Annotated in this window: 26 protein-coding genes and 1 tRNA gene; 12 read left to right on the top strand and 15 right to left on the bottom strand. The window is 69.9% G+C overall.

From position 1 onward, the window contains the following. The first annotated feature begins 163 nt into the window (after window positions 1-163). The 6 genes from FGM06_RS13235 to FGM06_RS13210 all read left to right on the top strand — a co-directional run bounded on the left by FGM06_RS13235 (window position 164) and on the right by FGM06_RS13210 (window position 6,420). Window positions 164-472, top strand: coding sequence for an EMC6-like membrane protein (locus tag FGM06_RS13235; RefSeq protein ID WP_144799704.1), 309 nt, complete (start codon window positions 164-166; stop codon window positions 470-472). Window position 473: 1 nt separating this feature from the next. Beyond that, window positions 474-2,294, top strand: a complete 1,821-nt coding sequence (locus FGM06_RS13230; RefSeq protein ID WP_144799703.1) for a ribosome biogenesis/translation initiation ATPase RLI — start codon at window positions 474-476, stop codon at window positions 2,292-2,294. A 286-nt stretch (window positions 2,295-2,580) separates the two neighbouring features. Next, on the top strand, window positions 2,581-3,267 hold the full coding sequence (locus FGM06_RS13225) for a DUF4129 domain-containing protein (protein WP_144799702.1): 687 nt from the start codon (window positions 2,581-2,583) through the stop codon (window positions 3,265-3,267). Continuing rightward, window positions 3,264-4,181 (top strand): DUF7269 family protein, encoded by a 918-nt coding sequence (locus tag FGM06_RS13220; RefSeq protein ID WP_144799701.1) that lies wholly within the window; start codon window positions 3,264-3,266, stop codon window positions 4,179-4,181. The genes FGM06_RS13225 and FGM06_RS13220 overlap by 4 nt, the downstream gene beginning before the upstream one ends. A gap of 365 nt (window positions 4,182-4,546) precedes the next feature. After that, entirely contained in the window at window positions 4,547-5,674 is a 1,128-nt protein-coding gene (locus FGM06_RS13215; RefSeq protein WP_241662576.1) for a DUF58 domain-containing protein, read from the top strand. Then, a complete protein-coding gene (locus FGM06_RS13210; protein WP_144799699.1) occupies window positions 5,671-6,420 on the top strand; it encodes a DUF7519 family protein in 750 nt (249 codons plus the stop codon). Before FGM06_RS13215 ends, FGM06_RS13210 begins: the two co-directional genes overlap by 4 nt. Window positions 6,421-6,561: 141 nt before the next feature. On the opposite strand, the gene FGM06_RS13205 is transcribed toward FGM06_RS13210, so the two are convergent. Next, on the bottom strand, window positions 6,562-7,515 hold the full coding sequence (locus tag FGM06_RS13205) for an AAA family ATPase (protein WP_144799698.1): 954 nt from the start codon (window positions 7,513-7,515) through the stop codon (window positions 6,562-6,564). A gap of 293 nt (window positions 7,516-7,808) precedes the next feature. Here FGM06_RS13205 and FGM06_RS13200 point away from each other — a divergent pair, with 293 nt between their 5' ends. Next, a complete protein-coding gene (locus FGM06_RS13200; protein ID WP_144799697.1) occupies window positions 7,809-8,075 on the top strand; it encodes an HAH_0734 family protein in 267 nt (88 codons plus the stop codon). A gap of 32 nt (window positions 8,076-8,107) precedes the next feature. Here FGM06_RS13200 and FGM06_RS13195 read toward each other — a convergent pair whose 3' ends face one another. From FGM06_RS13195 to FGM06_RS13185, 3 genes are all read right to left on the bottom strand, one after another. Beyond that, the gene (locus FGM06_RS13195) at window positions 8,108-8,770 is read right to left on the bottom strand and encodes an L-threonylcarbamoyladenylate synthase (protein WP_144799696.1); all 663 of its coding nucleotides are present in this window, start codon (window positions 8,768-8,770) and stop codon (window positions 8,108-8,110) included. 108 nt (window positions 8,771-8,878) lie between these two features. Beyond that, complete coding sequence (locus FGM06_RS13190) at window positions 8,879-9,388, bottom strand: redoxin domain-containing protein (protein ID WP_144799695.1); 510 nt, start codon at window positions 9,386-9,388, stop codon at window positions 8,879-8,881. 1 nt (window position 9,389) lies between these two features. Continuing rightward, complete coding sequence (locus FGM06_RS13185) at window positions 9,390-9,719, bottom strand: glutaredoxin family protein (RefSeq protein WP_144799694.1); 330 nt, start codon at window positions 9,717-9,719, stop codon at window positions 9,390-9,392. A 151-nt stretch (window positions 9,720-9,870) separates the two neighbouring features. Between FGM06_RS13185 and FGM06_RS13180 the strand changes: the two genes are divergently transcribed. Further along, on the top strand, window positions 9,871-11,241 hold the full coding sequence (locus tag FGM06_RS13180) for a hemolysin family protein (RefSeq protein WP_144799693.1): 1,371 nt from the start codon (window positions 9,871-9,873) through the stop codon (window positions 11,239-11,241). A gap of 251 nt (window positions 11,242-11,492) precedes the next feature. Here FGM06_RS13180 and FGM06_RS13175 read toward each other — a convergent pair whose 3' ends face one another. Then, complete coding sequence (locus FGM06_RS13175) at window positions 11,493-12,224, bottom strand: DUF5781 family protein (protein ID WP_144799692.1); 732 nt, start codon at window positions 12,222-12,224, stop codon at window positions 11,493-11,495. An 81-nt stretch (window positions 12,225-12,305) separates the two neighbouring features. Between FGM06_RS13175 and FGM06_RS13170 the strand changes: the two genes are divergently transcribed. Further along, window positions 12,306-13,352 (top strand): WD40/YVTN/BNR-like repeat-containing protein, encoded by a 1,047-nt coding sequence (locus FGM06_RS13170; protein WP_144799691.1) that lies wholly within the window; start codon window positions 12,306-12,308, stop codon window positions 13,350-13,352. Window positions 13,353-13,375: 23 nt separating this feature from the next. Here the strand turns inward: FGM06_RS13170 and FGM06_RS13165 are convergent, their stop codons facing one another. The 4 genes from FGM06_RS13165 to FGM06_RS13150 form a co-directional block, all read right to left on the bottom strand. Then, window positions 13,376-14,101, bottom strand: a complete 726-nt coding sequence (locus FGM06_RS13165; RefSeq protein ID WP_144799690.1) for a queuosine precursor transporter — start codon at window positions 14,099-14,101, stop codon at window positions 13,376-13,378. Then, window positions 14,094-14,300, bottom strand: coding sequence for a ribbon-helix-helix domain-containing protein (locus tag FGM06_RS13160; RefSeq protein WP_144799689.1), 207 nt, complete (start codon window positions 14,298-14,300; stop codon window positions 14,094-14,096). The genes FGM06_RS13165 and FGM06_RS13160 overlap by 8 nt, the downstream gene beginning before the upstream one ends. Before the next feature lie 397 nt (window positions 14,301-14,697). Beyond that, window positions 14,698-17,166 (bottom strand): efflux RND transporter permease subunit, encoded by a 2,469-nt coding sequence (locus tag FGM06_RS13155; RefSeq protein ID WP_144799688.1) that lies wholly within the window; start codon window positions 17,164-17,166, stop codon window positions 14,698-14,700. Beyond that, the gene (locus FGM06_RS13150; protein WP_241662575.1) at window positions 17,167-18,876 is read right to left on the bottom strand and encodes a COG1361 S-layer family protein; all 1,710 of its coding nucleotides are present in this window, start codon (window positions 18,874-18,876) and stop codon (window positions 17,167-17,169) included. Window positions 18,877-19,123: 247 nt separating this feature from the next. Between FGM06_RS13150 and FGM06_RS13145 the strand changes: the two genes are divergently transcribed. Continuing rightward, complete coding sequence (locus FGM06_RS13145; RefSeq protein ID WP_144799687.1) at window positions 19,124-19,738, top strand: TetR/AcrR family transcriptional regulator; 615 nt, start codon at window positions 19,124-19,126, stop codon at window positions 19,736-19,738. 220 nt (window positions 19,739-19,958) lie between these two features. Further along, complete coding sequence (locus FGM06_RS13140; protein ID WP_144799686.1) at window positions 19,959-20,549, top strand: 50S ribosomal protein L15e; 591 nt, start codon at window positions 19,959-19,961, stop codon at window positions 20,547-20,549. A gap of 384 nt (window positions 20,550-20,933) precedes the next feature. Here FGM06_RS13140 and thsB read toward each other — a convergent pair whose 3' ends face one another. From thsB to FGM06_RS13120, 5 genes are all read right to left on the bottom strand, one after another. After that, window positions 20,934-22,562, bottom strand: a complete 1,629-nt coding sequence (gene thsB / locus FGM06_RS13135) for a thermosome subunit beta (RefSeq protein ID WP_186311037.1) — start codon at window positions 22,560-22,562, stop codon at window positions 20,934-20,936. A 394-nt stretch (window positions 22,563-22,956) separates the two neighbouring features. Beyond that, entirely contained in the window at window positions 22,957-23,121 is a 165-nt protein-coding gene (locus tag FGM06_RS16095) for a hypothetical protein (protein ID WP_186311021.1), read from the bottom strand. A gap of 262 nt (window positions 23,122-23,383) precedes the next feature. Further along, window positions 23,384-23,465: transfer RNA gene (locus FGM06_RS13130), tRNA-Ser, on the bottom strand. Window positions 23,466-23,506: 41 nt separating this feature from the next. Beyond that, window positions 23,507-23,809 (bottom strand): hypothetical protein, encoded by a 303-nt coding sequence (locus FGM06_RS13125; protein WP_144799685.1) that lies wholly within the window; start codon window positions 23,807-23,809, stop codon window positions 23,507-23,509. Beyond that, complete coding sequence (locus FGM06_RS13120; protein WP_144799684.1) at window positions 23,810-24,190, bottom strand: Rid family detoxifying hydrolase; 381 nt, start codon at window positions 24,188-24,190, stop codon at window positions 23,810-23,812. Window positions 24,191-24,293: 103 nt separating this feature from the next. Here FGM06_RS13120 and FGM06_RS13115 point away from each other — a divergent pair, with 103 nt between their 5' ends. After that, on the top strand, window positions 24,294-24,710 hold the full coding sequence (locus FGM06_RS13115) for a DUF7577 domain-containing protein (RefSeq protein WP_144799683.1): 417 nt from the start codon (window positions 24,294-24,296) through the stop codon (window positions 24,708-24,710). Between the two features lie 38 nt (window positions 24,711-24,748). Here FGM06_RS13115 and ubaA read toward each other — a convergent pair whose 3' ends face one another. Continuing rightward, window positions 24,749-25,561: an SAMP-activating enzyme E1 gene (gene ubaA, locus FGM06_RS13110; protein ID WP_144799682.1), complete on the bottom strand. Its 813-nt coding sequence runs from the start codon at window positions 25,559-25,561 to the stop codon at window positions 24,749-24,751. Between the last annotated feature and the right edge of the window lie 149 nt (window positions 25,562-25,710).

Here is a 25,710-nt window from a genome sequence, read left to right as displayed (position 1 = left end):
CTCCCCGATCGACTGACCAGTCAGTCAGCGGTGCGGCTCGCGCGCGCTCTCTCTCGTCGGACCGGTTCGCGCCCGTCGCGACGGCCGCCCCTCGCCTTCGCGGTCCCCGGCGTCCGACGGGCGGAACGAACGGCTTTTCACGTGCGCTCGCGGATCCGTTGATATGAGCGACGACTCGGGCATCTCCGGCCACGCGCGCGGCGTGGTCGTCACGACGATCTGCTGTCTGGCGGGGATCGCCGCCGGCGTCGTCTCGGCCGCCTACGTGGGCACGACCGTGGCCGCCGCCCAGAGCACCACGGTCGTGTTGGTCCTCGGCGCGTTCGTGCTCGCCCAGTACCCCCTGTACAAGGTCATCGGCGTCGGCGATTTCGGTGTCAAGGACAACCTCTACGTGGCGTTCCTGACGTTCACGCTGTGGTTCATCAGCTACACCGTGCTGGCGACGGCCGGCGTCCAACTGGTGGCGTGAGATGGCCGACGACAGCATCGCCGTGGTCGATCTCGATCGGTGCCAACCCGACCGCTGTAACTACGAGTGCGCGAACTACTGCCCGCCGAACCGGACGGGCAAGGAGTGCATCACCGAGCGCGGCGAGGACGCGGTCGAGGGCGACCCGGACCAGATCCACATCTCCGAGGAGATCTGTCTGGGCGAGACCTGCGGGATCTGCGTCGAGAAGTGCCCGTTCGACGCGATCGAGATCATCAACCTCCCGTCCGAGCTCGACGAGGAGCCGGTCCACCGCTACGGCGAGAACGCCTTCTCGCTGTACGGACTTCCGACCCCCGAGCCGGGCAACGTCACCGGGATCTTGGGCCCGAACGGGATCGGGAAGTCGACCGCGGTCCACGGGCTCGCGGGCGAGATGGTCCCCAACCTCGGCGACCACGAGGAGGAGGCCGACTGGGACCGCGTGCTCGACCGGTTCCGCGGCACGGGCCTGCAGAACTACCTCAAGTCGCTGAAGGAGGGCGACGTGAGCGTCTCCCGCAAGCCGCAGTACGTCGACCAGATCCCAAAGCAGTTCGACGGCAACACCCGCGAGCTGCTGGAGCGCACCGACGAGCGCGGCGCGCTCGACGAGCTGATCGAGCGGCTCAACATCGCCCCGGTGATGGACCAGGACATCGACTCCATCTCCGGCGGGGAGCTCCAGCGCGTCGCCATCGCGGCGTGTCTCGCCCGCGACGCCGACTTCTACTTCCTCGACGAGATCACGCCGTACCTCGACATCGGGCAGCGGATGATCGTCGCCCGGCTCATCCGCGAGCTGGCGGACGACGACGCCGCCGACCGCTCGATGCTCGTTGTCGAGCACGACCTCGCTATCCTCGACCTCCTCGCCGACACCCTCCACGTCGCCTACGGGGAGCCGGGCGCGTACGGGGTCATCACCGACCCGAAGTCGGTGCGCAACGGGATCAACGAGTACCTGAAGGGGTACCTCGACAACGAGAACATGCGTATTCGACCCTCCGCGATCACGTTCGAGGAGCACGCGCCCCGCGTCGCCTCGCGCAGCGAGACGCTGGTCGAGTATCCCGACCTCTCGAAGTCGTACGGCGATGGCGAGTTCGAGCTCCACGTGGAGGGCGGCGCGATCAACCACTCGGAGGTGCTCGGCGTCGTCGGCCCGAACGGGATCGGTAAATCGACGCTCGCGAAGCTGTTCGCGGGGTCGCTGGAGCCGGACGAGGGCGAGCTCGACTTCGCGCTCGACATCGCGTACAAGCCGCAGTACATCGAGATCGACCAGCCGATGCGCGTCGACGCCTTCCTCTCCTCGATCACCGACGAGTTCGGCAGCTCCTACTGGAACACGGAGGTCGCCCAGCCGCTCCAGCTAGAGCGGATCATGGAACAGAACCTCGCCGACCTGTCCGGCGGAGAGCGCCAGCGCGTCGCCATCGCGGCGTGCCTCTCCGAGGACGCCGACCTCTACCTGCTCGACGAGCCCTCCGCGCACCTCGACGTCGAGCAGCGCGTCCGCGCGACGACGGCGATCCGCCGGTACGCCGAGAACCACGACGCGACCGTGATGGTGATCGACCACGACATCTACATGATCGACCTCCTGGCCGACCGCCTGATGGTGTTCGACGGCGAGCCGGCCCAGCGCGGTCACGCCGCGCCGCCGCAGGACATGCGCGACGGCATGAACGAGTTCCTCGCCGATCTCGACATCACCTTCCGCCGCGACGAGCGCACGGGGCGCCCCCGGATCAACAAGCCGGGCTCGCAGCTCGACAGCAAGCAGAAGCGCGAGGGCGAGTACTACTACTCGGGGTAGTCGCCCGGATCGTGCCCTCGGTCGCCGGAGGCTGTTCACTCGCAGTTCGCCGTCTCATCGAGCGCGCCTCGCTGACGGCGGCACCGGCAGTCTAGCAGTCGGGAATCTGCACCTGGCAGATCGCGCCGTCACCGGCACTCTCCGGCGCGGTTCCGGTGAGCGCCTCGCGGTCGTTACGGTGTGTATAATAAACCCTCTTTGAGGTGTCCGTCCTGAAAATGCAGTCGGCCCTCATCGAGTCGTCGCCGAGTAGCCGCTGTCAGTCGGTCACACCGCCCTTCGCTTTATGAATCGGTCACGCCTCCTGTCGGCGCTGATAGCGCTGTTGGCGGTCACGTCGTTGAGCGTCGCGTCGACGACGCTGGAAACGAGCCTGACGACCGATCCGGCCGACGAGATAAACCCGGATTGGGACAGCCTGCCGATCGACCAGAGCGACGCGGCCGCGATTCGGGAGTCCATCGAGAGCGGAGGGGAGGCGGGCGCCGACGGGGCCGGTGGCGGTTCCGCCGACGGCCCGGGCTCCGCGGTCGACGAACCCTCGCTCTTCGACCGCCTGATCGCGCTGTTGAGTCGTCTCCTCCGCCTCCTCCTCCCGGTTGCGGCGATTCTGGCGGCGGCCGCACTGACGTATCGGTACCGGGGCGTTCTGGTCGGTTTCCTCGATCGCAACTCCCGAACGACACCTGCCGTCGAGCCGCGATCGGCGGCCGGACGCTGGCCCGGGACGGCCCCCGAACACGACGTGGACCGGGCCTGGGTGGAGGTGATACGTCGGCTGAATCCGGAGCGGCCCGAGACGACGACTCCGGACGAGTGCCGGGCGCTCGCTCGCGTTCGAGACGTCGATCGCGACGCCGTCGAGTCGATCGTCTCCGCGTTCGAGCACGTACACTACGGGGGGCGCTCGGTCGACGCGGAGCTCGACCGGGCTCGCGAGGGGCTCCGCGGGCTGGAGCGTGGCGTGGAATGACCGACAGAGCCGCCGCTCGCGACCCCGAAACGGTCCGGACCGACGCGACCGACTCGAGCGACGCGGAGACACGCCGAACCGACGCCGGAGGGCTGCTCGCCCGCCTCGGTCGGGCGACCCGCGTCCTGCTTCTCCTGGTGGGGGTCGCGACGCTCGGCGTCGGACTGCTCGTCGCCTTCGATCCGGAGACGGAGGACGTGCTCCGGATCGACGCGGCGATCGAAGCCCTCGGGAGCGACTACGTGGTGCTGGCGGCGCTCGGCCTCCTCGCGGTCGGTCTCGCGCTGCTCCTCGTGGCGGCACGGCGCGTCCGCGGCGTCAGCGAGGCGACGCCGCCGGCCGTCGAGGGCGTCCTGACGGCGACGTATCCCGGTGCGTCGTTCGACCGCGCCGGCGGCGGGCGACTGAGTCGGTTCCTCTCCGCTCGGTCGGCGAACGACCGTCGCCGTCAGCTCCGGGAGGCGGCGATCCGGGCGACGATGCGCGCGGAGGGGTGTTCGCGGACCGACGCCGGACGTCGCGTCGACGAGGGCACCTGGACGAGCGACCCCGTCGCCGCAGCCTCCCTTTCCGCGTCGGGACGCGGAGTCACGGGCGGTACCCTCTCCGCTCGGGGGGTCACCCGCGACGGCGACCGGGTCGACCGAACCGTCGACGCCATCCTCGCGAAGACGACCGGCGAGAGATCGGTGGTCCGAGACGGCGATCGGGCCGGGAACGAGGACCCGAACGCGGCGGCTGTTCGAAACTCGAACCGGGGTACCGGCCGGGGCTCGAAGGGGGACGCAGTTCCAAATTCTGGCCGGGACGCGGACACGGGCTCGAATACTGACTCGGACGCGGATCGGGACGCCGATCGAGCTTCGGACCGCCGCTCGGAGGGTCGCTCAACGACGCAGGAGGAGGTCCAGTGACGCCCGGCATCGCCGTCCTCGGCCGCTGGATCGATGGTTCGGCGCGTCCAGAACGGACCGCGGGTGACGGTGGTCCCCGACGGGGCTCGGCGGCCAGAACCGACGGCGGGGACACGGTCGAACCCGCGTCCGAGACGGGCCGACCGTCGTCGGTTCGGCGGACCGGTCGCTGGCGGGGGATCGCCGCCGTCGCGCTCCTCGCGGTGGCGGTCGGCGTCCTCGCGGAACGACCTCCGCTGTTGCTGGTCGGCGCTCTCGCCGGCGCGTACGCCGCCTACCCGCGAGTTACCGCGGTTCCCGACCCCGATCTGTCCATTCGACGAGAGATAGATCCGATATCGCCGGAGGACGGTGAGAGGGTGTCAGTGCGGACGACGATCACGAACGAGGGGGACGCGCCGCTCGCCGACGTCCGGATCGTCGACGGGACCCCGCCGATGCTCTCGGTTTCGGACGGATCGCCGCGGCGTGCGGCGGCGCTGCTCCCGGGCGGAGAGGTGACGATACGCTACGACCTCCGGGCGCGCCCGGGTCGTCACGTGTTCCAGCCGACGACTGTGCTCTGTCGCGACGCGAGCGGGTCGGTAGAGGTCGAAAGCTCGCTCACCGAGGCGAGTTCCTTCGAGTGTGCGGCAGCGGTCCCGACGGTCCCGCTGCGCGCACAGAGCGGTCACTATCCGGGTCCGTTAGTCACCGACGACGGGGGCGAGGGGATCGAGTTTCACTCCGTCGAGAAGTACCGGCGCGGGGACCCCGCGAACCGGATCGACTGGCGCCGATACGCGCGGACGGGCGAACTCACCTCATTGACGTTCCGCACCGAACGGCTCGCGGAGGTGGTGGTGTGCGTGGACGCGCGACCCGCGTCGTATCGGGCCGCGGACGCGACCGAACCCCACGCAGTCGCGCTGGCCGTCGACGCGGCGGACCGCATCGGCGACGCGCTGTTCGACGCGAACCACCGGGTCGGACTGGCCGGGTTCGGACGGCACGTTTGCGTGCTTCCGGCCCGGAGCGGTCGCGAGCACGCCAACCGGTTCCACCGTCGGCTGGCGACGGCTCCGGCCTTCAAGCTGGACCCTCCGAACACGGCGCGCACGGCCGAGCGTGAGGGCGGGGAAGCCCCGTCTCGGCTCGTTGCCGGAGACGGCCCGAACGGCACTGGCGCGGGTGCCGACGAGACCGTACCGATCGACACCCAGCTGTCCAGAATTCGGGCCGAGTTCGGGCCGAACACGCAGGTCGTGTTGATCACGCCGCTGTGTGACGACGAGGCCTCCCGCATCGCCCAGCGGTTCGAGAGCGGTGGGACCGCCGTCACGGTCGTCAGTCCGGACGTCACCACGGGGGAGACCACGGGCGGGCGGCTCGCCCGACTGGAGCGGACGCAGCGGCTGAGCGTACTACGGAACGCGGGAATCCCCGTCGTGGACTGGACGCCCGCCCAGTCGCTGGGTGCTGCGATGTCGACTATCGAGGGGAGGGGCCGGTGACGGCGTCAGATGCGACGGAAGCGACGGCGGTGTCCGACGGGGTAACCGCTCGGTTCGTTCGCCGACCGGCGGTCGGGAGCAGCGCCATCGCCATCGCTGCCGGCAGCGTCGCCGCGGCGCTCGTCGCCGACACGACCCTCCAACGGGAGATCCTTCGGCTCGCCCTCGTCGGCGTCCTTGCCTTCGGGATCGGCGGACGATCGGCTCGTCGCGGCGGGACGGCCCTCGGGGTCCTGGGTGCGCTGGTCGCGCTGGGTGGGGGGCTCGTCGTTCTCGTCGCGATGGGGCGGGCGGTCACGCAGCCCCCGCAGGTCACCCACCGGATCGAGTTGCTCCCCGGGATCGTGGGTTTATGGGCGCTTTCAGCGTCTCTCGCGCCGGTTCGGTTCGGATGGAGTCGGGCCCTGATAGACGTCGGCACCGGCTTCGTGTTCCTCGGCGTCCTCGCGACGGGAGTGACGCAGGGGGTGGGAACCACCGCGCTCCTGCTCGCGACGCTCGCGACGATCCTCGCGTGGGACGCGGCCGAGAACGCGGTGTCCGTGGGCGGGCAGATCGGCGTTCAGCGCGGCGCGAGGACCGTTCGGACCGAACTCGCTCACGTGGGGGTCGCCGCGGGCGTCGGCGCGGGTGCCGTCGCGGTCGTGCTCGGGGTGGCCGGTCTCGACATCGACGGCCTCCCGTTCGGCGCGCTCGTCGCGCTCGTCGCGGGCAGCGCGATCCTGGTCCTCGGATCCGACCGATAGCCCGCGCTCGTCGGTCGGTGTCACGCCGGGGCGAGCGTCCGGTACGGGATCCGTCGGTATCTCTCTGAATTGGCAGCGCCGGCCGAGTCGACGGGGTCGACCGGGACGAGCGAGTCGATCTCGAGCGTGCAGTCGTACCGCTCAGGCGCGAAGCTGCGGCACCGGCATATCCGAGAGGATATCGTCGACGATCTCGGTCGTCGAGACGCCCGAAACGCGCGCGTCGGGGGTCACCACTATCCGGTGGGACAACGCGGACGGCGCCATCGCCTTCACGTCGTCCGGCGTCGCGTAGGTCCGACCCATGAGCGCGGCGTGGGTTCTCACGACCTCGAAGAACCGCTGAACCCCCCGCGGCGACACGCCCGTGTTCACGCGCTCGTCCGTTCGCGTCGCGCGGGCGACGTCGACGAGGTACTCCCGAACGCCGCTCTCCACGCGAACCGACTCCGGAACGCGTCGGAGCTGAGTGAGCGTGTCAAGCGAGCAGACCGTTCGGACTGATGGCGAGGAGGCCTCTCGACCCGCGCGGCGGTCGATCAGTTCGAGTTCGCCGGCTCGGTCGGGGTAGCCGAGGCTGGTCTTGACGATGAATCGGTCCTTCTGGGCGGCCGGGAGCTCGAAGGTCCCGTCCATCTCGACGGGGTTCTGCGTGGCGACGACGACGAACGGGTCAGGGAGCGGGTGGGTCTCGCCGTCGACGGTGACCTGCCCCTCCTCCATCGCCTCCAAGAGCGCAGCCTGCGTCTTCGGCGGGGCTCGGTTGATCTCGTCCGCAAGCACGACGTTCGCGAACACCGGCCCCGGCTGGAACTCGAAGCTCCGGGCCTTCTCGTCGAAGATGTTCGAGCCGATGACGTCGGACGGCAGCAGGTCGGGGGTGAACTGAATGCGCGAAAAGGAGACGTCGACCGCGTTCGCGAACGACCGAGCCGTGAGCGTCTTTCCGGTTCCCGGGACGTCCTCGAGCAGGACGTGGCCGTCGGAGAGCACCCCAACGAGAACGGTCTTCAGCGTCGCCCGCTCGGTGACCACGGCCGCGGCGATCTCGTCGAGGATTTCGTCGCTTCGTCGCTGTACAGTCGTCGGATTCATACCGGCCGGACGGGTGTCGGCCCGTTGGTTATACTCCGGATAAACGTAGGTTCGGTCGGCGTAATCCGCTGCTTCGCGAGGGTGTGGTCCCGCGCGCCCCCGAACCGGAAACCGCGAGGCGGCGTACTATGACGTATGTTAGCAATTGATGGCAGTTAGTCCGACGCGTCGTCTCCTCGCCGCGCCTGTGGACACCGCCGTCATCGGATTCAGCGACGCGGCCTCATCGGTCTTCGAGGCCGACGACCTCCCGTATCGAAGCGATTAAGCACGGAACCCGCGAACGACGGGATATGCAACACCTCATCATTCGCGGCGACCCCGGGATCCGGCGGGACGCGGTGATAGAGTACGAGGGCGAGGAGCTGGTCTGTTTCGGCATCAACGTGCAGGGCGGCTGGCACGGCCCGGACGAGCCCCAGCTCTGGTGCACCGTCGGCACCGAGGACGAGCGCGAGGCGTACGACAAGCGCGAGTACGTCCCTCACTGGCTCGACGTCGACGCGGTCGACGCCGAGGAGGTCGAGGTGCTGAGCGAGAAGGGCGAGCTCGCGGTCTGAGGCTCGCGGTCTGTTCTACTCCCACTCCCGCGTTACACCGGCGGGTCCGCCAGCCACGCCTCGGTCGCGCCGGCCATCGCGCCGCGGCGGTGAATCGTTCCCGCCTCCGGGTCGACGACGGTGCTCTCAGTCCCGGGCGTCTCGCCGTCGTCGATCACCGCCCCGACGCCCTCCCGGATCCGGTCGTCGAGGTCGTCGAGGCGCGTGACGCTGCCGGTCCCGGAGACGTTCGCGCTCGTCGCGGTGAGCGGGCCGGTCTCGCGGAGGAGCGCCCGCGCGACCGGCTGGTCGGGGACGCGGATCCCGACCCGGTCGCTCCCGGCGGTGAGCGCGTCGGGGACCGCGTCGCCGCGCTCGACGACGACCGTCACGGGACCGGGGAGGAACGCCCGGGCGAACGCCACCGCGAACTCCGTCGGGCGGGCGTAGCGCAGCGCGTCGTCGACGCTCGCGACGCCCAGTGAGAGCGGGTTCGACCGGTCGCGGCCCTTCAGGTCGAACACGCGCTCGACGGCGTCCGGGTCGAGCGCGTCGCCGCCGAGCCCGTACACCGTCTCCGTGGGGTAGACGACGAGCTCGCCGTCGGCGACCGCCGCGGCCGCGCGCCGCACGTCCTCCCGGCGATTCGCCGCGTCGCGTCCGGGGTCCGGATCGGACCCGGTGCGAGGCTCCCGGTCCTCGGCGTCGTCCGTCATACGCGAACGTTCGACCGCAGTTTAAAAAAGGATGACGTGTGTGGACGAAGCGGTCGCAAGCGAGACGCGTCGACGGCGGTTTCAGTCGAGTCGACGTCGACAGCGCTCTCAGTCGACGAGCCGGTCGATCGCGTCGTCGATCGCCTCGGCGTCGGGGAACTCGGGGTGTTCGCTCGCGACCCACGCGTACTCGACGGTGCGGTCGGCGTCGAGGAGGAACACGGCGGGGCGCGTCTCGGTGATCCCGGTCATGCCGTCGATGTCGTGGGCGACGCCGTACTCCTCGATCACGCCCGCGCCGGGGTCCGAGAAGATCCGGACGCCCTCGCCGCGCTCGGCGAGCAGGCGCTTGTGGGCGTACGGCGACGAGATCGAGAGGCCGAGGACGTCGAGGTCGTCCGCCCACCCGTGGTCGTCGATCGTGTTGTAGAGGTACGTCGCCTGGAAGGCGCCGTCCATCGGATGGAAGACGAGGAGCGTCGGCCCGCTCACGACGTCGTCGAGGGCGCGGTCCCCCCAGTACTCCTCGTTCACGAGAGGTCGGGTGAAGTCGGGGGCGGCGTCGCCCTCGGAGACGTGGTCCGTCTCGGGAAGCGAGACGACGTCGAAGTCGGGCATCTCAGGCACCTCCCTCGGCGTCGACCGCGCGGCCCCCGTCGGTCGCCGCGTCGTCGGCTGCGCGGCCCCCGTCGGTCGCCGCGCCGCCGTACGTCCCTTCCAGGTACTCCACGATGTTCGCGCTCTCGGACATCGTCACGCCGGTCTCGCGGTCGACGATCGCCGGGACGCTCCGGGCGCCGGAGACGCGCTTCACGACGTTCCGCTCCGAGTGCATCGGCTCGACGTACCGGGACTCGTACTCCAGCCCGAACCGGTTCAGGGTCCGGACGACGCGCTCGCAGTAGGGGCACGCCTGCAGTCTGTACAGGGTGATCTGTGGCTCCGTCATGGCGATCGGTTCGGCCGCGGGACGTGTAATCGTGTCGGCCGCGGCACGCTCCGTGACTCGTCCGATTCCGCCGTCGATCCGTCGGATCGTCCGGCGACCCGGGGTGTCGAAGGTAATCCTTTAACCATCCGCCGACGGAAGACGAATGAACATGGGCTTGCCGCCGAGCGCGCTGACGGCCGATCTGCTACAGCTGCCGATGCCGGGGGAGAACGCGGTGACGGTCCTCGGCGTCCTCGCCATCCTGACGCTGATCGGCCTGTCCGCGTTCTTCTCCTCGTCGGAGATCGCGATGTTCTCGCTGCCGCAACACCGCGTGGACAGCCTCGTCGACGAGGGGGTCACGGGCGCGGAGACGATCCGCGACATGAAGGCGAACCCCCACCGGCTGCTGGTGACGATCCTCGTCGGCAACAACATCGTCAACGTCGCGATGACCTCCATCGCGACCGCGCTGTTCGGATTTTACCTCTCCAGCGGGCAGTCCGTCCTGGCGACGACGTTCGGGATCACGACGCTGGTGTTGATCTTCGGCGAGAGCGCGCCCAAGTCGTACGCCGTCGAGAACACCGAGTCGTGGGCGCTCCGGATCGCGCGCCCGCTGAAGGCCTCTGAGTACGCGCTCTACCCCCTCGTGGTCCTGTTCGACTACATCGTGAAGGGCGTCAACAGCGTCATCGGCGGGTCGGCGGCCATCGAGTCGACGTACGTCACCCGCGACGAGATACAGGACATCATCGAGACGGGCGAGCGCGAGGGCGTCATCGAGGAGGAGGAACGCGAGATGCTCGACCGCATCTTCCGGTTCAACAACACCATCGCCAAGGAGGTGATGACGCCCCGCCTCGACGTCACCGCGGTCGCGAAGGAGTCGTCGGTCGAGGAGGCGATCGAGACGTGCATCCAGGCGGACCACGAGCGCGTCCCCGTCTACGAGGGGAACCTCGACAACATCATCGGCGTGGTGACCGTCCGGGACCTGGTCCGCGAGCTGCGCTACTCCGAGGGTGAGCCGTCGCTGGCGCGGGTCGTCAAGCCGACGCTGCACGTCCCCGAGTCGAAGAACGCCGACGAGCTGCTCGCGGAGATGCAGGACAACCGCCTCCAGATGGTCACCGTCATCGACGAGTTCGGCACCACGGAGGGGATCATCACCCTCGAAGACATGGTCGAGGAGATCGTCGGCGAGATCCTGGAGGGAGACGAGGAGGCGCCCGTCGAGTTCCTCGAGGAGAACGTCGCCGTCGTCCAGGGCGAGGTGAACATCGACGAGGTCAACGAGATCCTCGGCATCGACCTCCCCGAGGGCGAGGAGTTCGAGACGCTCGCCGGCTTCGTCTTCAACCGCGCCGGCCGGCTCGTCGAGGAGGGCGAGGAGATCGAGTTCGACGGGGTCCGGATCCGCATCGAGCGCGTGGACAACACCCGGATCATGTCGGCGCGCGTGACTGTGCTCGACGTCGACGACGGCGAGAACGCGGGAGTCGGTGAGGCGGAGACGACGGCCGACGACGCGGCATAGGACGGTTATACACGTGGTTTCGTCGGTGACGCAGTGACGAGGTCCGGTCGCTTGTTTGTCTATTTATAATGGTCGACGGTGGACCAGCGGTGAACGCCCGCAAAGCCCCACCCGACTGCAACCGTACGGCACCTCACCCCTTCCCAGCCTCGTCAGGCGCCCTCCGCGTTGCTTCGGGCGCCTGACTCCCTCGCGCGTGCTCCTCGCGGGCCGATGGCCCGCTCGGAGGCACGCGCCGCCGCGAGTCGTTTTTATACCGCGTACGCCCGCGCGGCGGCGACGAGCGCCTTCCGGTAGTCGCTCTCGGAGGGGTCGGGACCGAGCGCGAGGAAGCGCTCCTTGAACGCGTCGACGTCGACCGCGTCGGTGTCGCTGCCGGCGGCGCGCGCGAGGTCGTATATCCGGTGGTCCGCCCCGGCGATGTCGTGGCGCTCGACCAAGGCGAGCGCGAACGCGGCGTTGACGGCGGTGATCTCCGGGTCGGCGCCGGCCGTCACGGGCGGCGAGCCGTCCCGCGAGACGGCGGGGCGGTCGGCGACCGCAGCCGCGAGGGTGGATTCGAGGAAGCCGAGGAGCTTGTCCGCGGGCGCGACGGAGAGCGTGATGTCGTCGGCGTAGATGTCCTTCATGTGGTTCGCGATCTGGTAGCAGTGCGCGAGCTTGCGGCGCTCCACCTCCTCGCCGGAGAGCCCCAGATACAGCGCCTCCTCGGTCGACTGGACGTGGGAGGCGTGGCCCTCCTCGTACCGAGCCATGTGCGAGAGCTCGTGAACGGCCAGCTCGCGGGCCATCGCGCTGGTGGCGGCGCGCTTCGAGACGTTAAGGACGTGGTAGCCGTCGTAGTGGCCGGCCCACGTCCGCTCGTCGGGGTCCTCGCGCACCTTCACGTGGACGGGGTCGGCGAGCGAGCACTCGGTCTCAAACAGGTCGGCGGCGCCGAGGAACGGATCGGGGGGAACGTCACCCTGCACGCGGAGGTCCATGCTTACCGTTCACACGGCGGCGGCCGATAAGTCTCTTGCGCCCGTCGAAGGCTTTTGTCGCGAGGCGTCGAACTCTCCTTCATGTCCACGCGCCTCTACGCGGCCTACGGCGACGGGCTCCGCCTCGTCGATCCCGAGACGGGCGAGGTCGACGAGCGGCTGGCGGACCGCGCAATCGAGTGCCTCTCGGTCACTTCCGACGCCCGCGTGCTCGCCGGCACCTTCGACGCCGGGCTGTTCCGCTCCGTCGACGGCGGCGAGACGTTCGAGCGGGTCGCTGCCGAGACGCTCGGGCCCGGCGGGACGGGGCCGGACGCGGTCACCGCGGTCGCGACGAGCCCGCACGACCCCGCGGTCGTCTGGGTCGGAACGGAGCCCTCGCGGATATACCGGTCGACCGACGGCGGCGAGACGGTCGAGCCGGTCGCGGGCCTGACCGACGTTCCCTCGTCGTCGGAGTGGTCGTTCCCGCCGCGCCCGGACACCCACCACGTCCGGTGTCTCGAGCCCTGTCCGGCGGACCCGGAGCGCTGGTTCGTCGGCGTCGAGGCGGGCGCGCTCCTCGTCACGCCGGACGGCGGCGAGACGTGGGTCGACCGGCCCGAGGGCTCCCGGCGCGACAACCACGCGCTCGCGACGCACCCGAACGCGCCCGATCGGGTCTACTCGGCCGCGGGCGACGGGTTCGCGGAGAGCCGCGACCGAGGGCAGACGTGGCGCGTCGTCGCTCGGGGGCTCGACCACGCCTACGTCTGGGGGATCGCGGTCGACCCGGGCGACCCCGAGACGGTCCTCGTGAGCGCGGCGTCGGGCGCGAACGCCGCCCACCGCCGCGGCGAGGCGTACCTCTACCGGCGGACGACGGACCGAACCGACGGGGACCGGGCGAGCGGCGGTTCGACCGCGGGGCCGCGCTTCGAGCGTCTCGACGACCGGGGGATGCCCACTGGATCGGGGACCTACCGAGCGGTCCTCGCGGGCGGCCGGGAGCCCGGGGAGGTCTGGGCGCTCAACGACGAGGGACTGTATCGGACCGACGATGCCGGCGACGCCTTCGAGCGCGTGCCCGCTGACCTCCCCGCGCGACCCGCGCGTGAGCTGGCGGTCGGCGGTGGCTGGGCGATATAAACGGCGGCGGAGAGTCGGGTCGTCTACTCGCGCACGGCGCCGACGACGAGGTAGACGATCGGCGTGTCGAGGACGGCGATCGCGAGCTTGAGGAGGTACTGGCCGAGCCCGAGCGCGAGGAGGACGCTCCCCGGGAGGGGGTCACCGACGCCGAGCAGGACCGGGGCGGCGTAGAAGGCGACGCCGACGAATATCGCGGTGTCGAGCGCCTGACTGCTCGCGGTCGAGGCGACGTTGCGCAGCCACAGCAGGCGCTCGCCGGTGCGCTCGCGGATCGCGTGGAAGACGAACACGTCCCAGTTCTGGCTCACGACGTACGCCAGCAGGCTCCCGGCGACGACGTTCGTCGCGGGGCCGAGCGCGGTCTCGAACGCGGCCGAGACCTCGGGGTTCACGCCCGGCGCGGCGAGCGTCGACCAGACGAGGGCGAGCACGAGGAAGTTCGCGAGGAACGCGACGTTGACGACCACCTGCGTCGCGCGGCGGCCGTACAGCTCGGCGTAGCAGTCGGACGCGAGGAACGTGAGCGCGTACGCGAGCGCGGCGCCCGGCAGGACGATCTCGGGGCCGACGACCGGGAGTGCGACCGGCAGCGGGAGCGCGATCACCTTCGCGGCGGTGAGCTGCGCGGTCGCGAGCGCGACGACGAACAGGGTGATCAGTCCGACCGCGGCCACCGCGGAGCGGTCGAACGGGTCGGCCGCGAAGGGACCGTCGGTCCCGGCGGCTCCCCGGGTCCGGCTACTCATCGTCCGCCTCGTCGTCGCCCGCGTCGCTCGCGGAGTCGAGCCGGTCGTGGCGCGCGTCGATCTCGTCGAGCAGGTCGAGCGTCTTCCGGATCGACGCTCGGACGGCGTCGCTGCGGTTCACGAACTTCCCGTCGTCGCCGACGTGCTCGTCGAGGTCCTCGAGCAGTTCGCCCGGGATCTCGACGCTTATTTTGGGCATACCGCTCCGTCCACCCCGGATTTATAAGAGGGTTCTTATTCGGGGATTCTCTCGAGAATATCTCACGAGACGGCGCCGCGGTTCGGCCGGTTCGCTGTCGCCGCCGACCGACCGGACTGCGGGCCGCGCGAACGCGGCGTGTGCCTCTGTGGTCGATCCGCGGCGAATCGACGTCCGAGGGGTTCGCCCGAGGCGAGTTCCCGGAGCGTCGGGGGAAAGCGACGCGGCCGAGCGGGACTCCCCACCCGAGATCGTCGGGATCGCGCCCGGCCGCGTCGACCGAACCGTACGCGCTTCACGGTGTTGACGCTCCCGCAGGTGGGCGTCGCCGGCGCACGAACGGCGCGGGCGTCGGCGACGGACGGCGCGAGGGCGAACCGCTGTCGGCGGTCGACCCTCAGGCGCCGCGAGCGCGGCCGCCGAGCGAACCGCCGTTCTGGTAGCGGTCCCACAGGAACAGCGCCGGCGGCAGCGCGACCACCGAGAGCACGAACGAGTAGACGACGCTCAACGCGATCAGCAGCCCGAAGTCGCCGAGTACGGGGGTGATGGCGAGCGCGAGCGCGCCGGTCCCGAGCGCCGTCGTGAGCATGCTGCCCGTGAGCGCGCCCCCGGTTCCGGTCAGCGTCGTGCGGAGCGAGGCCGCGACGTCGTCGTTCTCCTTGAACTCGTCGATGAACCGGGCGGTGATGTGGACGGAGTAGGCGATCCCGATCCCGATCGCGATAGAGAGGATCGTCGCTGTCAGGGCGTTGAGCGGCAGCCCGAGCAGCCGCATCGTACCCACTAGCGACGCGACGGCGATCACGATCGGGAACACGTTCACGATCCCCAGCAGGGGCATTCCCTCCAGGATGCCGTACGTGATCACGAGGAAGACGCCGGTCAACACCACGGCGAGGACGAGCCCTTGGATCGCCGACTCGAAGATGATCCCCGTGATCGCGTCGAAGACGACGATCTGGCCGGTCGCGGTCGCGGTGTAGCGGAACCGGTCCGCCTGCTCCGTCGCGTCCGCGGCGATCTCCCCCTGCGTCGCGCCGCTCTCGACGGTGTACTCGATCTGTGCGCCGCGGCGGTCGTCGGTGAGGTACCGCGACGCCCGGTCCCCGGCGGGCGAGTCGAACAGCTCCTCGTAGATCCGTTCGAGGTTGCGGTCGGGGATCCCGTTCCCGTTCCGGTCGTTGCGCGCGACCAGCGCCGCGAACTCCTCGTCGGACCGCGCGTGCGACCGGATCACCGTCACGATGCTCGTCGTCTCGGCCCCGCCGTTCGGGCCGACGGCGAGCGTCCCCGGCGGATCGTTGTTGGGCTCGGCGAGCGCCTCCAAGGCGTGGTCCTCGCGTAGCGGTCCCTCGACGAATATCGTTATCGACGCGTCCTGGCTCGCCGCGAAGTTGTCCTCCAGCAGGTTCAGCGTCTCCGTCACGGTGTACTCGCCCGGCGCGAACGGCTCCGGGATGTACTCCACGTACCCCGCCTCCTCCTCCGGCGGGAGGAAGTCCTCCTGTTCGAACGTCGTATCGATGCCCGCGCCGTACGCGCCGAGCCCCGCGGAGGCGACGAGGAGGACCGCGATGAACACCGCGGGCGCGCGCTCGCCGATCGTGACGGAGACGGACAGCAGCCGGCCGAGCGCGGAGTCCTCCGAGGCGATCGGCGTCGACCCGAACTCCGGGACGCCGTACCGCTCGCGGAGCCGGTCGACCTCCAGCTTCGCCGCCGGGAGAAACAGCCCGAAGATCAGGAACGTGAACACGATCCCGACCGCCGAGACGATCCCGAGGTTCCGGATCGGGTCGAGGTCGGAGGCGACGTTCGCCCCGAACCCGAACACCGCGGTGACGGTGACGATGACGAAGGCGATCGCCAGCTGGTTCGCCGCGATGCGCATCGCGGGGACGGCGTCGTACCCTTGCACCGTCTCCTCGCGGTAGCGGTTGACGAAGTGGATCCCGAAGTCGACGCCGACCGCCAGCAGCAACACCGGGACCGCGATCTGCTGTTGGTCGAACGGGATCCCGGAGAAGCCTAAGAATCCGAACGTCCAGATCAGCGTCATCAACAGCGCGAACAGCCCGAGCGCGAGGTCGATCGGGTCCCGGTAGGCGACGACGAGGAAGCCCAGCAACAGGACCACGACGATGGGCATCACGATGAGCAGCGAGTCACCGATGATCTGCCCCGTCTCGGCGTTGATGATCCCGGCCCCGAACACGCGCACGTCGGCGGGCTCGTCGTCCGCGAGCTCGCGGACGTCCGTTTGGAGCCCCTGCAGGTCGTCGAATCCGCGCGGAACGTCGTGGGAGATCACCGTCACCGTCGTCGACGCCGACGCCGCGTTCGGGTTGAAGTCGTCGGAGACGACGGCCGAGAACCCCTCGCGCTCGCTCGCCCGCCGGATCGCTCGACGGACCTCCGCGTCGGTCGCCGACTCAACCGCGCGACGCTGGGAGGCCGGCGTCCGCGCCGTCGGATCGAGCGTCTGCGCGACGATCGTCGCGGGGCCGTTCGCGGACGCCACGCGCAGGTCCTCCCGCTCGTCGAGGCGCTCCAACAGCCGGAGCATCGTGAGCAGTTCCTCGCGGTCCAAGACGTTCGTCCCGTCGTGGATCAGCTGGGTGGTCTCCCCGTCGGTCGCGAACGGCTCCTCGAACTCGGTCTCGATCGCGTCTAACGCCTCCTGCTCCGGGAGGTTCTCGGAGAACCCCTCGGTGGCGTCGGTCTGCGTCTCGACGGCGGTCATCCCGCCGGCGAAGACGGCCGTCGCCACGAGGAACAGCGCGACGACGGTCCGCGGTCGCGTGACGATCAGCTCGTTGAGCAGCTCGACGTTCGCTTCGACCCACTGGCCCGCTCGACCCATCTATTCCCTCTTGAGGACGTACGCGCCGGCTCCGATCACGACCACCGCGACGAGCGCGACGAGACCGAGCCCCACCGGGAGGCCTCCCTCGCTCTCCACGACGGTGACCGGCACCCGCGTCGTGTCCGACAGCTGGCTGTTCCCGTCCGCGTCGTCGTAGCGGAAGTCGAACGAGATCGGGTACGTCTTCGCCGTGCTCGAGCCGGCCGCCGACAGGTCGAACGTGAGCGTCGTCGACTCGCCGGGCTCGAGCTCGGAGACGAACCCCTCGTCGTTGCCGCTGTCGAGGGGCGCGTCGGCGAACAGCCGCGCCTCGACGTCTCGGACCGGCTCGTCGAGGTTGTTCGTCAGCGTCACCTCGAGGGCGCGCTGTCCGCCCGCCTCGATCTCGCGGTCCTCGACCTCCACGAGGAACTGATCGCGTTCCGGCTGCACCTCGTACAGCAGCTCGACGTCCTGGTACGCGCGGGTCTCGAACTCGGCGTTGCGGTACTGCACTGCGATGTCTGCGGTCCGGTCGATCGCCTTCGCCTCCTCGCCGATCTCGATCGGGAGCCGGAACTCGCCGGACTCGCCCGGCGCCAGCGTGCCGACCGCGACGCTGCGCTCGATCGGGATCACGTTCTGGGACTGCTCGGCGAACTGAATCACCACGTTGCGGGCCTCGTTCGGGCCCTCGTTCGTCACGGTGCCGGTGACCTCTCCCTCCTCGCCGACGCGCAGGTCGGAGTCGACCCCGGTGACCGAGAACCGCTGTTCGGGTCCGGGGACCACGCCGGCGGAGACGCCCTCGTCGACGCGCTGGAGCCCCTCGCTCGTCTCGAACGAGACGGTCCCGTCCAGGGCGTACTCGCGGACGGGCGCGCCCGGCGCGAACGCGACGTCGTACCGCACGGTCGTCGTCTCGCCCGGCGCCAGCTCGTCGACCCGGGCGGCGTCGCTGGCGCGGTCGCCGAACGCGAGGCCGCCGCTCGCGGACTCGAACGCGACGGTCGCGTCGCGAGCGACGTCGGCGCCGACGTTCTCGATCTCGGCCTCGAGCGTGCCCTCGCCGCCGACGTGGGCGTCGGTCGTGACGTTCACGACCTCGAAGCGCGCGTCGTCGGAGATCCGCACGTCGACCTCGGCGTCGACGGTCTCCTCGCGGTCGATGGTGACGCCGCCGGACTGCTGGTAGGTGTACGAGTACTCCAGCTCGACGTCGAGCTCGTAGGTCCCCTGCTCGACGTCCTCGGGGACGTTCACCGCGACGGTCGCCTCGCCCGGCCGGTTCTCGGTGACCGAGCCGATCGCGAGGGTGCCGGTCTCGACGTCGAGGGGGGTGCCGCCGGCGTCGGCGGTCACGCGCACGTTCCGCGCGGTGGTGACGATCTCGCGGGTCTGGGCGGTGCCGAGGTCCATGTCGCCGTCGTTCGAGACCTGGAGGGTGAGCTCGTTCGTCCGCCCGGGGGTGAGGGTCGCGCTCGGGGTCGTCACGCTCAGCTCGGGCGAGCCTCGGACGAGCCCGCCCCCCGTCTGGAAGGGCGTCGTCCCGCCGGTCGCGGCGTCGGCGGTCGGCGTCGCGGTCGCCGCGTCCGCGTCGAGGCTCGCCGCGCTCGCCTCCTCGGTCGGCGTTCCGCCGGTCGGCGCCGCTCCCACGGCGAAGCCGGCCGTTCCGCTCGTTACAAGCGCCAGTGCCACGACCGCGACGAGAACTGTGTTGCGTCTCATGCTGAATCGAACCTCGCGGCGGCGCCCCGCGGGCCCGCGTCGGGACCCGTGCGGACCGAAACCGGCGCCGGACCGGCGTCGCGGCTCCGCGTCGGCCGATCGCGTCGAGCCGGTCCGGGCGTCGTCGCCGCGCGTTTCACATCCCATCATGAATCCACGAATCAATAACGTCTTTGTTTTTGGATTCCTAGAGCGCGTCAATGAGCACACACCGATCGGGCGGCGTCGACGGGAGCGGAGGCGGGCGATGAGCGGGTTCTCCGAGGAGGAGCGCGAGCGGATCCGCGCGGAGCTGGTCGCTGCGGGTCGGGAGCTGTTCGAGCGGTTCGGCTTCGAGCGCACGCGGGTCAAGGACGTGACCGAGGCGGTCGACATCGGGACGAGCACGTTCTACCGCTTTTACGACTCGAAGGAGGCGCTGTACGTCGAGGTGCTCCGCGCGGAGCGCGAGGCGCTGGAGGCGTCGATCGCCGAGGCGGTCGCGGCGGCCGACACGCCGCGCGAGGAGGTGCGGGTCCTCCTGAAGACCACGCTGCGGGAGGTGCGGTCGAACCCGCTCATCTCCTCGCTCATCGTCGACGGGGAGCTCCGGTCGTTACAGGAGCGGATCGTGGACTCCGAGGGCGACGAGGGGATCGAGCGGGCAGCGTACGACTCGAACATGCCGTTCGCCGCGCGGTGGGCCGAGCTCGACGCGTTCCGGTACGACGACCCGGAGCTGGTCGACGAGCTGTTCGTCTCGCTCGTGTTCACCGCGCGTTCGCGGAACGCGCCGATCGGCGCCGACGGCGACGCCGCCCACGAGCGCGTCGAGGACGCGCTGATCGAGACGGTCGTCGACGGGCTGTTCGTCGACGGGTGACTCGCGCCGGCCGCCTTCGCGCGTGCCACTCCCACCCACGCGAACGCCGTAGCGAAGCGGTTAAGGGCGAACCGCGGGAAGTACGGGCAACTCGCTGGTGCGGACACAGCGGGCACTCGCCGCCGGGACGTCGTCGATGTCGTCAACGTCGTCGACGCCCCGGGACGAGACGACATGTGGCCGCTTCGCGGCTGAATCGCAACCGTCCGCGGACACACCAATGGCACGAAGCTTCTACTCGCACATCAAGGAGGCGTGGCGGTCCCCCAAGGAGGGGAAACTGGCGGAGCTGCAGTGGCAGCGCAAACAGGAGTGGCGCGACGAGGGCGCCATCGAGCGCATCGAGCGCCCCACGCGCCTCGACAAGGCCCGCGAACTCGGCTACAAGGCCAAGCAGGGCGTCGTCGTCGCTCGCGTGAGCGTCCGCAAGGGCGGCTCGCGCAAGCAGCGCCACAAGGCCGGTCGCCGCTCGAAGCGCCAGGGCGTCAACCGCCTTTCGCGCCGCAAGTCGATCCAGCGCATCGCCGAGGAGCGCGCCTCGCGGAAGTACCGCAACCTCCGCGTGCTCAACTCCTACTGGGTCGGTGAGGACGGCTCGCAGAAGTGGCACGAAGTAATCTTAGTGGACCCCGCCCACCCCGCGATCGAGAACGACGACGACCTCGGGTGGATCACCTCGGACGACCACCGCGGGCGCGCCTTCCGCGGGCTCACCTCCGCCGGCACGAAGGGCCGCGGCCAGCGCACGCGCGGCAAGGGCACGGAGAAGACCCGCCCGAGCGTCACCGGTAACGACCGTCAGGGCAAGTAAGCCGACCGCGGTCTCGCTCGGATTCTCTCGTTTATCAGTCGGGTAGTGACGACGCCGTCGCGTTCTGCGCTGCCGTTCGATACCGACGAGCGCCGCGGCTCTCCAAGCTGTGATTTAAAAAATGAAACCGGGGAACGCGAGCGTGCGTGTTCGAAGTGTAGTACGCGGTCGGAACGCGTCAGGGGGCTGTGAGTTTCCTACTCGGAGCTCACACCTCGCGGGTCGCGTTCGCTCACGGGGCGACGCGCCCCGTTCGCTCCGAGGTCTCCCTGCGGTCGACCTCGCTCGCTCCCCGCTCGGTAACGAGGTTCCTACGGAACCTCGCTTACATCGACTGCGTCAGGCGGAGCCTGACGGTCTATGGAAATCTGTCTCCGACAGATTTCACATAGCACCGCCCATACCGCCCATACCGCCCATGCCGCCGGCCGGGGCGCCGCCCTCGTCGCCGTCGCCGCCGGTCGACAGGTCGCCCGCGGAGATGATGTCGTCGATTTTGAGGACGAGGTTCGCGGCCTCGGCGGCGGAGGCGATCGCCTGCTCTTTCGCCTGCGCCGTCTCCACGACGCCGGCCTCGGCAGTGTCCTCGACTTCGCCGGAGAAGACGTTCAGCCCGGCGTGCGCGTCGCCGGCCTCGTGGGCCGCGCGCAGGTCGACGAGCAGGTCGATGGCGTCGAGCCCGGCGTTCTCGGCGAGCACGCGGGGGATCAGCTCCAGCGAGTCGGCGAACGCCTCGACGGCGAGCTGCTCGCGGCCGGAGACGGAGTCGGCGTAGTCCCGGAGCCGGCTGGCGAGTTCGACCTCGATGGCGCCGCCGCCGGGGAGCGTGCGTCCGTCGGAGACGGTCGCCGCGACCACGTCGATGGCGTCCTCGATGCCGCGCTCGAGCTCGTCGACCACGTGGTCGGTCGTGCCGTACAGCAGGAGGGTGACGCCGTGGGCGTCCTCGCCCTCGACGTAGAACAGGCCCTCCTCCTCGTCGCGCTCGACCGAGCCGACCGCGAGGTCGTCGGCCGTGAGCGAGTCGAGGTCGGTGACGATCGGCGCGCCGAGCACGTTCTTGAGGAAGCTCAGGTCGGACTTCTTCGTCCGGCGGACGGCGAGGATGCCCTCCTTCGCGAGGTAGTGCTGGGCGAGGTCGTCGATCCCCTTCTGACAGAAGACGACGTCGGCCCCGCTGTCGACGATCTGGTCGACCTTCTCGCGGAGCTGCTTCTCCTCCTGGTCGAGGAACTTCTGGAGCTGGTCGGGGGAGTCGACGTTGACGGAGGTGTCGACGTCGGCCTCCTCGACCTCGATCGGGTCGTTGAGGAGGAGGACGTCGGCCGACTCGAAGTCGGTCGGCATGTCGTCGTGGACGGGGTCCTTGTCGATCACCGCGCCCGAGAGGAGCTCGGACTCGCCGGCCGCGCGGCCGGTGCGGGTCTCGATGTTGAGGTTCGCGAGGTCGACGACGTGGGAGCCGTCGTCGGCCTCGACGGTGACGCCCTGGATCGCGCGGACGACGAGGTCCGCGAGCGTCTCCTTGTCGAGCTCGGCGCCCTTGCCGGTCATCGACGTCTCGGCGACGTTCTTCAGCGTCTCCGTGTCGTCGGCGTCGACCCGCGTGGCGACGTCGTCGACCTGCTCGCGGGCGTACTCACTCGCGAGGTTGAATCCCTTGATGACGGCCGTCGGGTGGATGTCCTGCTCGAGGAGGTCCTCGGCGTTCTTGAGGAGCTCGCCCGCGATGGCGACCGCGCTCGTCGTGCCGTCGCCGGCCTCGTCCTCCTGGGTCTCGGCGACCTCGACGATCATCTCGGCGGTCGGGTTGTCGATGTCCATCGTCTGCAGGATGGTGACGCCGTCGTTCGTGATGGTGACGTCGCCCATCGAGTCGACGAGCATCTTGTCCATCCCTTTCGGTCCGAGCGTCGAGCGTACGGACTCGGCGACGCCGCGCGCCGCGGAGATGTTGTACTCCTGTGCGTCACGATCCTTGACGCGCTGGGCGTCCTCGCCCATGATGATCATCGGCTGCCCCTGCTGCATTCGCTGGCTCATACAGCGTTTGATTGATTGTGATTCTATATAAACCCGTCGTTGGGAAGCGATCGGCCGGGATCGAGCTCGACCGCTCAGGCGCCGCGAAAAACGCCCGACTCCGGCGCGCTCATTCGCTATTTGTGCGGATAGTTAGCACGGATCTTCACCGGGGTTCGGACGCTCGCACTCGCTCATTTATATATGTCGCCGCTCGCCGCGGCGCAAGGGCTCAGCGACGGACGGAACGCGGCGCTCGGCGACGCGTCGCTCTCGGACGCGGGGGCGCGGGCGCGTCGCTCGCGGAGTGTAGGGCGTAGACGCGTCGCTCTCGCGGGATTCGATTACGAACTGAAAAGCGGAGGCGGCGTTCGGTCGCGAGCGCTCACCAATCGAGCTCGTCCTCGTCGAGGTACTCCGAGTCGACCTCGTCGAGGGACGGCTCCGGCGGTTCCTCGGCGGCGTCGAGCTCGCGTTCGTTGAGGCGGCTCTCCAGCTGTCGGCGCTTGTTCCTTCCCTTCCGCTCGCGACCCGATTTCGTGTCTGGCATCGTCACCCGTGACAACTGTACCCACACATATGAGTCTTGTGTCGGCGTGCGAGCACGTCGAGGGGCGGAACGGGGGCGGCGCCGCGGCTACGCGGGTCGCGCTCGTCGCAAAAACGCCAGGAGAGGGATTTGAACCGGAACCAGACGTGCTCGCTCGCTTCGCTCGCTGTGCGCGACTGGCAGGGTTCAAATCCGGTCGGGTCTCAACGTCGCGCGGCTCCCTCGTCGCTCCGCTCTTCGGTCGTTGCGCGACGGTGAAAGACGCCAGGAGAGGGATTTGAACCCCCGATCCCGGAAGGGAACACGCTTTCCAGGCGTGCGCCTTACCACTCGGCCATCCTGGCTCAGTCCGAGATAATCCGCTGCGACTGTTAAGTCCTTCTCTTCACGCGTTCGCCCGCAGCCGGTGTTCCGTCGCGTAGGCGATCCCGCCGGACGCGACGGCGACCGACGCGGCGAGCCCCGCGAGTCCGACGTATCCGACCGGGAGGTCGCTCGCGACGAGCAGGAACCCCTGCGCGAGCGCGAGGAACGCGAAGCCGCCGACGAGCCCCCACAGCGCCGCCGACTTCGCTCTGGCGCGCCTCGTCGGCCGAGCTGCGGGCTTCTCCGGGCGTTCTCGGACTCCTCTCTCGGCGTCGGTCTCGTCGCCTTCGTCGCCGGTCTCGCCGCCGCCCTCGATGCCCATCTACTCGACGACGGCCACCGCCTCGATCTCGACGCCGACGCCCTTCGGGAGGGCGCCCGCCTGCACCGCCGACCGGGCCGGAGGGGACTCGTCGAAGTAGCCCGCGTACGCCTCGTTCATCGCGTCGAAGTCGTCGATGTCGGCGAGGAAGACCGTCGTCTTCAGCACGTCCGTCGGCGCCGCGCCGGCCTCGTCGAGCACGGCGACGAGGTTGTCGAGCGCACGCTCCGTCTGCTCGGCGATCGGCGCGTCGTCGAGCAGGTCGCCGTCGGGCGTCAGCGGGATCTGCCCGGCCGTGAACACGAGCTCGCCGTTCGTCGTCGCCTGGCTGTACGCCCCGACCGCCTCGGGCGCCGCGTCGGTGTGGACGATCTCCTTCATACGTCCACCCGTTCGGCGGGCCGCCCTAAGAGTGCCGGGGACCGAGGCGGATCCCCCGCGATCACCGCTGGTCATATATTCTTCGCCTGCTAACACACGACACATGACGGGAGGTGACCTCCTTCCGGTCGCCGCGGTGCTCGTCGCGGTGATCGCCGCCAACGTCGCGCTCGCGTGGCTCCTCGCGAGGCGGGACTGGGAGCCGCCCGGGACGCTCGGGTCTCTCGGCGACTCGCCGCCCTCGGACGGGGACGCCGACGCCGAGGGCGACGCGGACGGCGCGGTCGCCGCCGGCCCGGAGTTCGCCGTGGGCGCCGACGCCGGCTCGGCGGCGGCCGGGACCGACCCGAACGGGGACCCGCCGCCGCTCGACGCCGACGGCGAGACCGTCGTCTGCCGGCACTGCGGGGCCGAGAACCGCCCCGACTTCCGCTACTGTCGGTGGTGCGTCCGGTCGGGGTTCGCCGCCGACGGCTCTGGCGCGGGCGGCGGCCCGGCGATGACCGAGCGCTCCCTGTGAGCGGCGGTCGGACCGACGCGGGAGCCTCGCCGGAGACGCTAGTCCGCGTCCACGCGACAGCCGCCCGAGTAGTCTATCCCGTCGATCGTCTCGATGCCGTCGTCGCCGCACACCGGACAGTCCGGATTCCGGCGGTAGGGGACCGTCTCGAAGGTCAGGTCCATCGCGTCGTAGAAGAGGAGCCGGCCGTCGAGCGTCTCCCCGGCGTCGAGGAGGAGCTTGATCGCCTCGGTCGCCTGGATGCACCCGACCGTACCCGGGAGCACGCCGAGCACGCCCGTCGCCGCGCAGTCGGGCACCGTTCCGGGCTCCGGCGCCTCCGGGAACAGACACCGGTAGCAGGGGCCGTCGGGGACGAGCGTCGTCGCCTGCCCCTCGAACTTGTAGATCGCGCCGTGGACGACGGGTAGCCCCTCGATCCGGGCCGCGTCGTTGACGACGTACCGCGTCCGGAAGTTGTCCGCGCAGTCGACGACGACGTCGTGGCCGGCGAGCAGGTCGTGCACGTTCCCCTCGTCGAGGCGGATCTCGTGCGTCGCCACGTCGACGTCGGGGTTGAGCCGGTCGACGCACCGCGCCGCGGACTCGACCTTCGGCTCGCCCACGTCGGCGTCGCCGTGGACCACCTGCCGCTGGAGGTTCGAGCGCTCGACGACGTCGTCGTCGACGATCCCGAGCGTCCCGACTCCCGCGGCCGCGAGGTACTGGATGACGGGGGCGCCGAGCCCGCCCGCCCCGATGACGAGGGCGCTGCCGTCGAGGAGGCGTCGCTGTCCCTCCGGGCCGACCTCGTCCATGATGACGTGCCTGGAGTACCGGTCGAGCTGGTCGGCGTCGAGCGAGAGACTCATGGGTCGATATGGGCGGTGAGCGCGTATAATCGTGTTCCCGACTGTACTACGTCGCTGCCGGTGGTACGGTGAACGCTTCCGAATCCCCGGTCACGTCGCTCGCTGCACTCGCGACTCCACGGGGATCCCTCCGTCCGCGGCCGATCCAA

This window comes from Halorubrum depositum (assembly GCF_007671725.1).
GTDB classification, from domain to species: Archaea; Halobacteriota; Halobacteria; order Halobacteriales; family Haloferacaceae; genus Halorubrum; species Halorubrum depositum.
The sequence above is the reverse complement of the archived record's forward strand: the minus strand, read 5'-3'. Positions and strand labels throughout refer to the sequence as shown.